At 58.1% G+C, this 13,653-nt stretch carries 10 protein-coding genes; 4 read left to right on the top strand and 6 right to left on the bottom strand.

Going from position 1 to position 13,653, the window contains the following annotated elements:
• Positions 1 to 55 precede the first annotated feature (55 nt).
• The gene (locus tag ACZ5Q2_RS13095) at positions 56 to 262 is read right to left on the bottom strand and encodes a cold-shock protein (RefSeq protein WP_058091071.1); all 207 of its coding nucleotides are present in this window, start codon (positions 260 to 262) and stop codon (positions 56 to 58) included.
• A gap of 436 nt (positions 263 to 698) precedes the next feature.
• Here ACZ5Q2_RS13095 and ACZ5Q2_RS13100 point away from each other — a divergent pair, with 436 nt between their 5' ends.
• The 4 genes from ACZ5Q2_RS13100 to ACZ5Q2_RS13115 all read left to right on the top strand — a co-directional run bounded on the left by ACZ5Q2_RS13100 (position 699) and on the right by ACZ5Q2_RS13115 (position 7,681).
• Positions 699 to 3,071 (top strand): sensor domain-containing phosphodiesterase, encoded by a 2,373-nt coding sequence (locus tag ACZ5Q2_RS13100; RefSeq protein WP_432210020.1) that lies wholly within the window; start codon positions 699 to 701, stop codon positions 3,069 to 3,071.
• Positions 3,072 to 3,175: 104 nt separating this feature from the next.
• Positions 3,176 to 4,327, top strand: a complete 1,152-nt coding sequence (locus ACZ5Q2_RS13105; protein ID WP_432210019.1) for an efflux RND transporter periplasmic adaptor subunit — start codon at positions 3,176 to 3,178, stop codon at positions 4,325 to 4,327.
• Positions 4,324 to 6,264, top strand: coding sequence for a MacB family efflux pump subunit (locus ACZ5Q2_RS13110; RefSeq protein ID WP_432210018.1), 1,941 nt, complete (start codon positions 4,324 to 4,326; stop codon positions 6,262 to 6,264). The genes ACZ5Q2_RS13105 and ACZ5Q2_RS13110 overlap by 4 nt, the downstream gene beginning before the upstream one ends.
• 4 nt (positions 6,265 to 6,268) lie before the next feature.
• Positions 6,269 to 7,681: an efflux transporter outer membrane subunit gene (locus tag ACZ5Q2_RS13115; protein ID WP_432210017.1), complete on the top strand. Its 1,413-nt coding sequence runs from the start codon at positions 6,269 to 6,271 to the stop codon at positions 7,679 to 7,681.
• Here ACZ5Q2_RS13115 and ACZ5Q2_RS13120 read toward each other — a convergent pair.
• The 5 genes from ACZ5Q2_RS13120 to ACZ5Q2_RS13140 all read right to left on the bottom strand — a co-directional run bounded on the left by ACZ5Q2_RS13120 (position 7,659) and on the right by ACZ5Q2_RS13140 (position 13,642).
• Positions 7,659 to 8,453, bottom strand: a complete 795-nt coding sequence (locus ACZ5Q2_RS13120) for an RES family NAD+ phosphorylase (RefSeq protein WP_432210016.1) — start codon at positions 8,451 to 8,453, stop codon at positions 7,659 to 7,661. The genes ACZ5Q2_RS13115 and ACZ5Q2_RS13120 overlap by 23 nt on opposite strands.
• The gene (locus ACZ5Q2_RS13125; RefSeq protein ID WP_432210015.1) at positions 8,450 to 8,815 is read right to left on the bottom strand and encodes an MbcA/ParS/Xre antitoxin family protein; all 366 of its coding nucleotides are present in this window, start codon (positions 8,813 to 8,815) and stop codon (positions 8,450 to 8,452) included. The genes ACZ5Q2_RS13120 and ACZ5Q2_RS13125 overlap by 4 nt, the downstream gene beginning before the upstream one ends.
• 63 nt (positions 8,816 to 8,878) lie before the next feature.
• Positions 8,879 to 10,438, bottom strand: a complete 1,560-nt coding sequence (locus tag ACZ5Q2_RS13130) for an FGGY-family carbohydrate kinase (RefSeq protein WP_432210014.1) — start codon at positions 10,436 to 10,438, stop codon at positions 8,879 to 8,881.
• Between the two features lie 5 nt (positions 10,439 to 10,443).
• On the bottom strand, positions 10,444 to 12,030 hold the full coding sequence (locus ACZ5Q2_RS13135; RefSeq protein WP_432210013.1) for a glycerol-3-phosphate dehydrogenase/oxidase: 1,587 nt from the start codon (positions 12,028 to 12,030) through the stop codon (positions 10,444 to 10,446).
• A gap of 7 nt (positions 12,031 to 12,037) precedes the next feature.
• Positions 12,038 to 13,642: an FAD-binding oxidoreductase gene (locus tag ACZ5Q2_RS13140; protein WP_432210012.1), complete on the bottom strand. Its 1,605-nt coding sequence runs from the start codon at positions 13,640 to 13,642 to the stop codon at positions 12,038 to 12,040.
• Positions 13,643 to 13,653 lie beyond the last annotated feature (11 nt).

Raw genomic sequence — 13,653 nt, forward strand, 5'->3', positions numbered from 1 at the left:
GAAACGAAAAAAGGCAGCCGAAGCTGCCTTTTTCTATCGTATCAGGGCTGTAAAATTACAGACCTACTACGTTATCCGCCTGAGGACCTTTCTGGCCCTGAGAAACGGTAAATTCAACCTGCTGGCCTTCTGCCAGAGTCTTGAAGCCGCCGCCCTGAATGGAGCTGTAGTGAACGAAAACGTCCGGGCCGCCTTCACGAGTGATAAAGCCAAAACCTTTTGATTCGTTGAAAAACTTAACAGTACCGGTAACAGTAGACATATTTATAAATCCTGAATTCAATCATTTTATTTGCTGCCAAACGTCATTGTGAGGTTGGGTCAGCGGTGTGCGGAAACAAAAAACTGGCGTGATCAAAAACAGGACGAAAGCTACTTGTTACAACTTACAACAGAGATGCGTCTTATTGATGAGTGCTATGCTAAATCTTTCCAACGACGGTCACTGTACTCTTGCCGGTTGGGAATAGAAAGCTTTTTTTCATAGGCATTTACCCACAGGGGGTATTGCCTATTCGACATACAGCGTACGGCCCCTAAACGCATTGTTGTCTGGTTACTAAAATCTGGTAACTCTGATTCCTGCCTTGATCTACACTGATGTCAGAAAGATAGAGGGATTTGTTCGTACCTCTTCTGGAGAATTAATACGCCCAAAAGGCCTGGTCTGGTGTTTCCTTACGCGGAGCAAAACCTGTATGCCCCTGGACCCTATGGAGAAAAGGCGCCTCGCTGCGCTTGAGAAGTTAGGGATTATGGACACGCCACCAGAGGAACGGTTTGACAGGCTGGTTCGAATTGCCCGCCAGTTTTATGGAGTCAAAACGGCCTTGTTCACCGTTTTGGATGATAAACGCCAGTGGTTTAAATCCAAAGACGGCATCGATGCTAAGGAAACACCACGCTCAGTGGCTTTCTGCGATTATGCGATCCGTCAGGACAAGGCTTTTATCGTCGAGGATGCCAGCAAAGACCCCCGCTTCAAATCCAACCCCTTGGTTACCGGCCAACCCCACGTCCGTTTTTATGCGGGCATTCCTGTTCGGGAGCCCAGTGGCTTCAAGCTCGGAACCCTTTGCATCATTGATGATAAACCGCGCCAGATCCAGGAAGTAGAGCTGGATGTACTTCGTACATTGGCCAGTCTCATCGAGGACGAGTTGGAATGCGCCTATCTCACCGGAGGAGATGAGGGTGACGTCAAGGTGTCGCATCTCAGCCGGGCCATTCAGCGGGCCCAGAATGTCTTTCTGACCAATGACAACGAGCGGGCGGCCTTCGAGTTGATGCTGGCCGATTTGCTGGCCCTCACGGGTAGCCAGTTCGGGTTTATTGGTGAAGTGCTGTATCACGACGATGGCACGCCATACCTCAAGGTAGGCGCGATCACCAACATCGCCTGGAGTCCTGAAACCCAGGCCCTGTTCCAGCAGGTAGAACGCAGGGGCATGCTGTTTGAGAGGCTGGATAACCTCTTGGGGGCAGGGTTGGTGTCTGGCGGTGTGGTGCTTACCAACAACTATGCAAACGATGCCCGCCGCGGTGGCCTGCCACCTGGTCACCCTCCAATCTCCAGTTACATCGGGTTGCCGGTATACAGTGGCGGGAATCTGATCGGATTGGTTGGCCTGGCCAACCGGGTGGGCGGCTATAAAGAAAGCCTTGCCGACGACCTTGCTCCGCTGCTGCAGACCGTTGGCACCCTGATTGAACGGAAGCGTCTTTACCAGGAAAAACGTGAGCATCAACTCAGCCTGGAACAGGCCGCTAATTTTGATGCCCTGACCGGGCTGCCCAACCGGCGACGGTTAACGGAACTGTTTGAACAGGAGCTGTTTGAAGCCAAGCAGCGCAACGGCACCGTGGCGGTTTGTTTTATTGACCTCGATGGTTTCAAGGAGATCAATGATGAGCATGGCCACTCCGTTGGCGATGCAGTTCTCAGGTCGATCGCGGAGCGGCTGAAGAACACCGTGCGGGGCCACGATGTGATCGCCCGCCTTGGCGGTGATGAATTTGTGGCGATACTTCGGGATGTAGACGATGAGCGTGTGTATTCCCGCATTCTGGAAGCCATCCGCCAGCCCATCAGTTACCGGCACTTTGTTTTACACCTGTCTGGCAGCATGGGCGTGACTGTGTATCCGGATGACGACGCAGATACCGATTTACTGCTTCGCCACGCGGACCAGGCGATGTATGCAGCCAAGGAATCCGGCAAGAACGCCTATAAAATCTTTGACCTGCAGTCCCATTTTACCCGGAAAGAGCGAGTAAGGGTTCTGGAGCAGATTGGCCAAGCCATCAGTCGTGACGAATTGGAGCTGTATTACCAGCCCAAGATTGATTACAAGCGCCAGACCGTTGAAGGCTTTGAGGCCCTTATTCGCTGGAATCATCCCGACGATGGCTTGCTGGGCCCGGGGCACTTTCTGGAACATCTTGAATACACCGAATACGCTCGCACCGTTGGCAACCTGGTGATCAACGAAGCCATCGACAAACTGTTGCTGTTCAATAGTCAGGGTTTGGCCTATTCCCTGAGCGTGAACCTCAGCCCGTCCCACTTTCTGGGCAAAACCTTCCCGGCAGATCTGGCCCAGGCAGTGGAGCGTTTGCCCCGCGGGCTCCGCCACCGGCTGATTCTGGAGCTGCTTGAAACCACCGCCATGGATGATGCCAGCCTGGTAATTGATACGCTTCGGCGGTGTCGGGACTTGGGGGTGGAGGTGTCGCTGGACGATTTTGGTACCGGCTATTCCTCTCTGGACTACTTCCGTAAACTTCCTGCCCACGAGATCAAGATTGATCGTTCTTTTGTCAATGACATGCTGGACGATCCGGAGAGTGAGATGGTGGTCACCGCAATACTGGGCCTGGCCCGCAGCTTTGGTCGTCGGGTGGTGGCTGAGGGCATTGAAAATGCTGAGACTCACGCTCGTCTGATTGAACTTGGGTGCGACCTTGGGCAGGGGTTCTATTATGCGAAGCCGATGCCTTACCAACAGGCTTATGAATGGGCCGCGAATTTCCACTGGCAAACGGTTGCGGTTACCGCAGTTGATAGCTGAACTGGAGCTATGTAAAGGTTTGGCAAAACCCTGAGCAAACTCTTTTTTTCCTCGCTGGCGTTCTCTATGGTTGCCGCTGATCAGAGCGTATGGAGAACTTCTGAATGGCACTTGCTTCCCGCAACCGCTGGCGTTGGCCAACCTGGTTTGGTGTTTTCACAGGCCTGGTGATTCTTGCAGCCGGAGGCTGGTGGTATTTCCAGAACGGCGGAAACAAACAGCCGCCCCTGAACACCATCGAAGTCTCCCGCGGCGATATCCAGCAGCTGGTCAGCGCTACTGGCGTGCTGGAGCCCAGTAATTATGTGGACGTGGGTGCCCAGGTATCAGGCCAGCTCGAAACCATCCATGTAAGGGTTGGGCAAACGGTTTCCCAGGGCGACTTGCTGGCGGAGATTGATCCGACCGTATACGTGGCCAAGGTCGACGCCACCCGGGCCCAGCTCAAGAATCAACGGGCGCAACTGGATGACCGAAAGGCGCAGTTGCGGCTGGCGGAAATCCAGTTCCAGCGCCAGAGCAATTTGTTCAAAGAAGAAGCCACTACACGGGAATCGCTGCAGACTGCCGAGGCGTCACTGGCCTCCGCCAAAGCGCAACTGGCAATGCTGGAAGCACAGATCGAACAAACCTCATCCACCTTGCGTGCGGAAGAGGCCAACCTCGGGTATGCACGAATCTATGCACCCATGGAGGGCACTGTCGTGTCCATTGAAGCCCGCCAGGGCCAGACCCTGAATGCAACCCAGCAAGCCCCGGTTCTGATGCGTATTGCTGATCTGGCCACCATGCGGGTGCGGGCACAGGTATCGGAAGCTGATGTGGGCAAACTCGAGCCTGGGATGCGCGTTTACTTCACCACGCTGGGTGATGCGGAACGGAAGGTGTACGGCGAGTTGCTGTACATAGAGCCGACACCGGAAGTGACCAACAATGTTGTACTGTACAACGCCCTGTTCGATGCCAATAACGATGACGGCAAACTGCTACCGAACATGACGGCCCAGGTGTTCTTTATTCAGAGCGAAGCCCTGGATGTGCTGCGGGTGCCAGTGTCCTCGGTTCAACGGGGCCGGGTGCAGGTGCTGACCCAGGCAGGCCAGGTTGAATGGCGGGACATTGTGGCCGGCGTCAGTAACCGGGTACATACGGAAGTGGTCTCTGGCGTAAAGGAAGGCGAAAAGGTCGTGTTGGTTTCCCGGGATCCGCGTTCTGGTTCCAGTAACACCAGCAACTTCCGGGGTATGCTGCGATGACCGCAAGCCGGCCTCTGATCGAGTTGCGCGGCATTACCCGTTCTTTCGGGGAGGGGGAGTTGGCCGTACCGGTACTCAAGGGCATTGACCTGAAAATTTATCCGGGTGAGTTCGTTGCCATCATGGGCCCCTCCGGGTCCGGTAAATCCACCTTGATGAATATCCTCGGTTGCCTGGACCAGCCAACCTCGGGGGAATACTGGTATGACGGCCGTGACGTTTCCGCGCTCAGTCGGGATGACCTGGCGTTATTGCGCCGGGAGGCTTTCGGCTTTGTCTTCCAGAGCTACAACCTGCTGCCGGGCATGACCGCTCGGGAGAATGTTGAGATTCCGGCCATCTATGCAGGCAGGGCCCCCGCCCAACGCCGGGAGCGGGCGGAGAAACTGTTAACCGAACTGGGACTGGGAGAGCGGCTTACCCATCGCCCCGGCCAGTTGTCTGGTGGTCAGCAGCAGCGCGTTTCAATTGCCCGGGCATTAATGAATGGCGGCCAGGTGATCTTCGCCGATGAGCCTACCGGCGCCCTTGATAGCAAAAGCAGCAAAGAGGTTATCCGGCTGCTGACTGAGCTGTCTGGCAAGGGGCATACCGTTATTCTGATCACCCATGATCAGGATGTGGCGGATGTTGCCCGCCGGCAAATTCATATCGCCGATGGCGAAGTGGTACAAGATACCGGCCGGGATGACAGCGCTACAGACTCATCATCGGCAATAGAGGCCAGTCGCCATGGCGTGGTGCTGAGTGACTGGCAGGAGGCCCTGAAAAGTGCCATGCGCTCGTTGCATAGCAATCTGTTCAGAACCGCACTGACGTTGCTGGGCATCGTGATTGGCGTGGCGTCTGTGATTACCATGCTGGCTATCGGGGAGGGGGCCAGGAAAGACGTGGTTGATCGAATCAGTACCATGGGCAGTGACTTGTTGCTGATTCGCCCCGGCGGTCCGGATCAGCGTGGGGGTCGCTGGTCAGTGACGACGCTAACCCCAGAAGATTATCGTGCAATCAATGAAGTAGAAGGGGTTCTTGCAGCGATACCTGAACTAACCGGTTCGCAAACGCTTCGGTACTTTAACCTTGACCACCGAGCCGAGATTAACGCCACCTCATACCAGTTTCCGGTGGCCAGGCAGTGGCCGGTGATTGAAGGCACCTTCTTTTCGGAACAGGATGAGCTCAACTATGCGGCAGTAGCCGTGTTGGGCAAAACGACGGCCGACACACTGTTCCCCGGCGAAAGCCCGCTCGGCAAACACCTGATGGTAAACAATGTGCTGTTCCAGGTGATTGGCGTGATGGGGGAGAAGGGCGCATCGCCCATGGGCCAGGATCAGGATGATGTTGTGTTAGTACCTTACACAACGGGTAGTTTGCGTATTTTTGGCCAAACCCACCTGCGCAATATCACCGTGGCGGTGGCTGATCTGGACCGGATGAGCGAAATAGAGGCGATTATTCACGAAACCCTACTGGCCAGGCATGGTGGCATTGAGGATTTCACCATCCGCAATATGGCGTCGCTGATCGACACCATCTCTGAAACCCAAAATACCCTGACCTGGCTGCTGGGCTCCATTGCGGCCATTTCGCTGCTGGTCGGCGGCATCGGTGTGATGAACATCATGCTGGTGAGCGTGACCGAACGCACGCGGGAAATCGGCATTCGCATGGCCACCGGAGCGCGGGCCTGGAACATTCTGCAACAGTTTCTTACCGAGGCCTGGCTGGTCTCGGCCATTGGTGGGCTGATCGGTGTCGCGCTGGGTATCACCGCCACCCAATTGATCGGCTCGTTTGGCACGCCGGTCCACATGACCGTGTCGCCGATGGTATTAGCGTTCTCCTGTGCCTTTGCCACCGGGCTGATCTTCGGTTTTCTGCCAGCCCGCAAAGCCGCTCACCTGGACCCGGTCCATGCCCTGGCGTCGGAATAAGACTATGACTATGAACGCCCGAATATTGGTTCTACTGCCAGCTCTCCTGGTTGCCGGATGCGCCACGTTCACACCGGAGCCGGTGCCTTTGCCAGTTACTCCACCGGAGCAATGGTCCGCTCAACTCGATAAGGGGCAGGACATCGATGCCAGTTGGTGGCAGGCTTTCAATGATGACCATTTGAACCGGCTGATTGACAAGGCCCTGGCGGCCAACCCCGATTTGGCGGCCACTGCCCAGTCCGTCATTCAGGCCGATTTGCAGCTGCAGTCCGCCGGCGCTGGCCTCTTGCCCTCAGTGGGGGCAACGGCCAGTACCGGGCGGCAGGCTTCCCGAGCCTCCGGTGGTGATACCAACAACGAGGGTTCAACCAGTGCCGGCTTATCCGTGGACTATGAACTGGATCTTTGGGGGCGGTTGTCTGCCGTCGAAGGTGCAGCTCTGGCATCTTTCCAGGCCACCCGGTTTGACTACGACGCAGCTCGTATCACCCTGATTGCATCGGTCGCCAGCACCTGGTTTGAATGGCTGGAGTTACAGCAGAGGGTAGAGGTGGCGCGGAATAACCTGGCGATTGGCGAGCGTACTCTGGCATTGGTGGAGGTCCGCTTCCGCAATGGGGCTGCCAGTCGGGCTGAGCTGGCGCGCCAGCAAACGTCGGTATTGAGCCTGCGTAACGCGGTGCCGCCACTGGAATACCAGGCCCGGCAACGGCTGGTAGCATTACGGGTGCTGACTGGAGAATTACCGTTTGAGGGCGACACGCCAGATGCCGATATCTCAGAGGTAAGCATACCGGTGATCAATCCCTTGGCGCCGGCCAGTCTGGTCACACGTCGGCCTGATCTGGCCGCCCAGGAGGCAAGATTGGTGGCTGCCAGCGCCGATATTGAACAGGCAAGGGCAGCCCTGTTGCCGTCGGTTTCCCTGAGTGCAGCGGTTCGGTTATCCACCGACAGTTTTCTCAGCCTTGCTGATCCGACTCGAAGCGTGAGTGGTCTGTTGGGTTTGAGTCAGTCGTTGTTTGACGGCGGCCAGCGGCGAAACGCCCTGGCGATTTCAGAATCCCGGCGGGTGGCCCTGCTCGAAGGCTATCGGGGCAGTCTGTTGACGGCATTCCAGGAAGTGGGCGATGCCCTTGACCGGGATTCTCTGTTTGAGCTTCAGGAGCAGCGCCTGCAAGAGATCCTGGCACGTGCTGAAGAAACGCTCAGACTTACGGAAGTCCGTTATCGGGAGGGCGCGGACGACTTGTTGACCCTGCTGGAGAGCCAGCGCAATGTGTTCGACGCCCGTCAGCAACTTAGCCAGATGCGCCTGAACCGACTGATTGCCGCCGTCGACCTCTACAAAGCCCTGGGTGGAGGTTGGCAGCGGGATGACGAAGTGGTGGCTACAGGGCCGGTTGAGGAATAACACCCTCTACCAGAAAGGCTTCCCGGCCAAAGTTGTGAACCTGCTTTCTTCCATCAGCCAGCGTCAGACTCATGGATACTTGCTGGTCTGAGGTGGCGACGATGAGTTTGTGGCACGACCTCGGCGCGGTGTCCCGGAGTGCCCGGGGGCTGAACAGCGCCACGTTGAGTCCGTCCATTCCGTGCCCAGGTTGCCAGGGTAGCCGGTACAAACCGGCCTGAAGAGCCCGGGCCGAGAGAAACTGAAACGCTTCCGCGCCGCATTGGCGCAGGTCGCTGCCCAGAGCCTGGGATTCCCGGTAGCTGACCGGGTCGGTCAGGGTTTCTTGAAGGTCCCGCCACTCAGGAGCCTGAAGCCGCGCTCCGCGACTTGAACGGAAACGGGCGGTGAAGACTGTGTGCAGCGTAGTCAGCGGCCGTTTGAAAGGTTCTGACACGTGGCTGGTGAACACAAACCGATAGAAAGCGGTCTCTGCCAAGGCTGTGGGAATGCTCATGGCGCCGTAAAACAGACTGGGTTCGAAGCTACGCCCGAACCGCGAGCCGTATTTGAGTGGCGGGTATCGAAAGGGCGTCGCCAGCAGGTAATGCAGTTTACCGGCTTGCTCGGGAATGGGTGGTTTGCTGGCATCCAGCAGTTGCTCCAGGCGAGCCTGTTCCTGCATGTTGTCAACGATTCGGGTGGTGGCGATGTCTTCCTGACTCTCGACCACCCGAAAGAGCTGTCCCTGTAAGCTGCCCAGAGTGTTCTTAATACGTTCCCTGTAGTTCAAATCCGTCCCCGCATGGCATCCAGATAGTGAATTACCCGAACCAGCCCTTCCGTTGACTGAATCATATCTCTTGGGGTGCCCCGAAAGTAATGATTTGGCGTGTTGAGCCAGTGGGCCATGGCCTGGTTGTCGCCGCCGGTCAGGGCGTAAACGCTTCGATACAGGCGAACGAACAGCAGGGCCAGTTCTCCTGACTTGCTGTCTGGATCAATGCCGTCGCGGGTCAAACCGCTGCGATTGCGGCCAACGATGGCGGCGGCTTCGGCCTGGGAAAGACCAAACGCCTTGGCGGAATTCAGCAAGGCCTTGGCCAGCAGGGCTTTGTCGCTGGTCTGAGGGGCCAGGGTAGCCGGCTCATTCATGGCTAGACCTCCTTTGTGCAATTTTCACCATTATATATGTATCGGGCGAAAATTCATCATTTATTACTTGGGGTAGCCGGTGATATTTCGGATTTTCCGATACAACGGCTGCAGCCGTGGGTACATGTCCAGATACACGTCTGAATACAGGCGCTGGTAAAGCTCAGTCGCTTGCTCAGAAGGGGTGAACACCTGGCCGACACGAGTCATCTCCCGTACCGCTGTGTCAAAATCCGGGTGCAGCCCCAATCCCACGGCGGCGTCTATCGCCGCGCCCAGGCCGGAGGTTTCATAGGTGTGCGGTCGCTCGGCGGGCAGTCCGAAAATATCGGCGGTCAACTGCATGGCAGCATCGCTTTGTGAGCCGCCACCGGCCACCCTGAGCCGGCGAATTTTCTGACCGCTGCGTTTCTCGATCCGCTCCTTGCCTTCGCGGAGTGCGTAGGCAAGGCCTTCCAGAATGGCGCGATACAGGTGTGCCCGAGTGTGGACGTCGCCGAACCCGATGATCGACCCCTTGGCTTCGGGGCCCGGCTGGCGCACACCCGGGCTCCAGTAGGGTTGCAGCATCAGGCCCATGGAGCCAGGCGGTACCGAATTGACCAGTTCATCGAACAGGACCTCCGGTTCAATCCCCCGTTGTTCGGCCAGCTTTTGCTCCCGCAAACCAAACTCTTTCTTGAACCAGCTGACCATCCAGAAGCCGCGGTAGATCATCACTTCCGTTGAGTAGTGACCGGGCAGGGCGGACGGATAAGGCGGCATAAACCGGGTGGGCTCAACGTACCGATGATTAGTGGTGTTGATCGTCGCGGTGGTGCCGTAGCTCATGCAGCCGATGTCCGGGCTGAGCCCGCCGGAGCCGAGTATTTCGCAGGCCTTGTCTGACGCCGCCGCAATAACTGGCAGGCCTGCTGGCAGGCCAAGGTGACTGGCTGCTTCCGGAACCAACTGGCCGATGACTTCACCCGGTCGTACCAGGTCCGGCAGCATGTCACGGGTGATTGGCATGGCCTGCCATTTGAAATCCCGGTTACCGGCCCACTGCTGTTTTTTGTAGTCAAAAGGCAGGTAGCCCACCTGGCTGCCGGTGGAGTCTTTGTACTCGCCAGTCAGGCGGTAATTCAGGTAGCCGGAGAGCAACAAAAACTTGTGGGTTTGTGCCCAGAGTTCCGGTTGGTTCTGGGCAATCCAGTTGGCCTGGGTTTTCTCCCGGAACCGCTCAATGGTGTCTTCCAGTCTCGCCAGTTTGAACAACAGTCCCCAGGGGCCCTTTAACGGGCCGTCCACCCGGGCATGGCGTTGGTCCAGCCAGATAATGGCCGGGCGCAACGGTTGCCCGTGTTTGTCCAGGTTGATTACCGTGCCCCTCTGGGTCGTCACGGTTACGCCGGCGACCTGGTCCGGTGTCGCATCGGTACTTTGCCAGAGCGCCTGGCAGGCCAACCCGAGATTGCGCCAGAAGTAGTCAGGATGCTGCTCGGCCCAGCCCGGGTGTTCTGAGAAGTATGGCTCGATTTCCTGCTTGCCCTTGCCGTGCAAATTGCCCTGTTGGTCAAACAGCAGCGCCCGGACGCTCTGAGTGCCATTGTCGATCGCCAGAATCAGCGGTGTGTTGGCCATACTGTTTACCTGCCCTCAGATGGCAGGGCATAAGCCTGCTGATACAGCGACAGATAGCGCTCCACTTCCCGTTGCCAGTGGTCGTTAGTCCAACCCAACCGGCGTTGGCATCGTTCCTGGATGTCTGGCAGCAGGGCTCTGGCGCCGGCGGGGAAGACAAGCCCCAGGCGGGTTCGGCGAAGTAAAAGGTCATCCAGGTGGTGTACCTGCTCATTCCGGCAGGCCCATTCCAGCTCGGCCCAGAGCACGCCGGTATCGGCGATTTCAGTGAAATCCGCATCGCGACACAGTTCGCCCAGGGCTGGTCCGTAGTAGCCCTTGAGACGGTGCCAGGTCAGGTGGCGAACCTGAGTGGGTCGCGGAAGGTCGGCCGGTGGAGTGAACACTGGCTGGTCATCGGCCCGGAGCCTGTGGCTGCCATCCGGCCCGAGCGCGGCTTCCAGAGCCTCCCGGGCAATCTGTCGGAAGGTCGTGAGTTTGCCACCGGCGACGCTGATCAGGCCCTTGTCCCGGCGCAGGGCGTGCTCACGGTTCTCACGGGAGGGGGCCTTGCCCTGACCATCCGTCACCACGGGCCGGACACCAGCCCAGGTGGAGATCACATCCTGGGCGGTCAGGCTGGCGCCGGGGAAAAGGTGTTCAGTCACCTTCAACAGGTAGCGAACCTCCTGTTCGTTAATAACCGGCTCCTGGTCCAGGCTTCCCGGATGGTCCAGGTCGGTGGTGCCCAGTACCGTTGTGCCGGCCCACGGAAAGGCAAATACCGGGCGTTTGTCCTCCGGATGGAACAAAGACACAGCGCAGGTTACCGGTAGCCGTTGCCAGGGCACGACAAGGTGGCTGCCCTTGAGCGGGCGAATACTCAGCGGTTGTTCTGAAGGGCCCTGCTGTTGCAGTTTGTCTGCCCAGGCACCGGTGGCATTGATAACCGTGTTGGCTGATACGGAAATGCCAGCTTCCAGTGGTTCCCCCTCCGGAACCAGAACAACCCCATTAACCCTGCCGGCCTCATTCCGGGTGATCCGGTTGGCGGATACATAGTTGAGGCAGAGGGCGCCGTCCTGGCTCGCCTCGGCGATCAGCCTTTGCACCAGTCGGGCGTCGTCGGTGAGGGCGTCGGTAAACAGGCTGGCACCCAGAAGCCCGGCCTGGCTCAGACCGGGCGCCCATTGCTGGCTTTGTGAGGGGGGCAGGCGTTTCCGGCTGCTCACACCGGCAAGCCGATCGTATACCGATAACAAAGCCTGGAACAGTCGGGGGCCGGGGAACTGGCTTCGGTAATGGGGCATGACAAACCGGAGTGGGTCAACCAGCCCCGGGGCCTCCTCCATCATGCGCTGGCGCTCCCTGACGGCATCCCGGGCCAGGCCAATATGGCCACTGCCCAGGTAGCGTAATCCACCATGAACCATCTTTGACGATCGGCTGGATGTGCCCCAGGCAAAGTCTTTCTGTTCCACCAGAAGGGTTCTCAGGCCGCTCCCGGCTGCTTCTCTGGCAGCACCTGCGCCGGTGATGCCGCCACCGACAATCACTACATCGAATCGGGCATCACCGCTTTTCAGTTCTGCGAGAATCTGCTGTCGTGTCATACCGACCTCAGTCCAGAAGGGTTTTGGGATTGAGGCGGGCGTCTGGGTCAAAGCTATCGGTCAGCGCACGGATGGCGCGCATGCCCAGTTCGCCTTTTTCCACCGGCAAGAAGGGGGCATGGTCCTTGCCAACCCCGTGCTGGTGGCTGATGGTTCCCCGGTTGCGGACGATCAGTTCCGAGGTGGTGTTTTTCAGGTGCTGCCATCGGGCAACGGTTTCCGGATAGGTATCGGCTACGCGGAACACATAGGTTGTGTAGATGGAACAACCCTGTCCGTAAAAATGGGACAGGTGGGTGAACACGTGGGTTCTTTCTCCGTCCTTACTGAGACCCTCCCGCAGGTTGCTCTCAATGCGATTGAGCAGGTTATCGACGTTATCCCAGTCTGTCGCCGTTTCCAGGGTGTCTACCGCATAGCCCATCTGCCAGAGCGCCTCCCGGAAGTAGGGCATGGTGAAGCGCTTTTCAGCCCACTTGGTGCCAAGTTTGGTGCCTGTATAAACACCACCATGGGCACTGCACACTTTCCTGGCTTGAGACAGGGTAGAACGACACTGGGCTTTGCTGCCGGTAATGCCGAAGGTCATCATGCACTTACCTTCGCGTACCCCACGGAACGACAGGAATTTCTCAAGCATGCCGATCAGTTGGGGGTGGCCGGCCAAAGCCAGTTGGGTTTCGGTTTCTATGGCGTTGCTTAACCGCAACATGGACAGGGGAATCCGGTTCTGAACCAGTTTTCGGCAAGCCGTTTTTGCCTGTTCCCAGCCTGGGAAGAACACGACATAGAAGGCTTCCTGGTCCGCCAGGTGGCTGACACGGGCTTTAACTTCAGTGATCAGCCCCAGCCGACCTTCGGAGCCCAGAATCATCTCCCGGATATCCGGCCCCGCACTGGAAGCAGGCAGGGTGGGCAGGTCCAGCGTGCCCTGGAGGGTTTCGATTCGGCCTCCGGCAAACAACTGCTCAATTCGGCCGTAGCGAAGGGACTGTTGTCCGCTGGAGCGGGAGGCCACCCAGCCGCCAATGGTGGAGAGCTCGAAGGACTGGGGAAAGTGGCCCAGGGTATAGCCGTGAGCACGTAACTGCGCCTCGACCAGGGGGCCCGGCGTGCCGGCGCCAAACGTGGCCAGCTGACTTTCCCGGTCCAGGTCCAGAAGGCGGTTCATTTTGGCCAGGCTGACGGTCAGAACCGGTTTGCCCTGGTCGATGGGGTTGATGTGCCCCGCCACGCTGGTGCCGCCACCGTAGGGAATCAGATGCAGGTCGTGGTCGTTGGCGTAGCGCAGCAAGGCCCGAACATCCGAATTGGAGTCTGGAAATGCAACCCCGTCGGGAAAGGTCCCGATCTCACCACTGCGAAGGGCGAGCCAGTCCACCAGGCTTTGGCCCCGGGCGTGGCGCACTCGTACCTCCGCGCTGGTATCGATCAAATCATCAACCTTGGCGTCGGCAGGCAGGCGTGTGGCCGGTACCTTCAGGCAGACCTTCTCCAGGGTGGCATCCTGTAACGGATTGGCAGAACCAACTCGCTGTTCAAGAAATGCCTGGCCCTGCGCAGGCAGCTCCAGGTTGAACTGATCATCACCCCATCCATTCCAGCGTCGCATCGACCACAACT

It is taken from the genome of Marinobacter alkaliphilus (genome assembly GCF_055394375.1).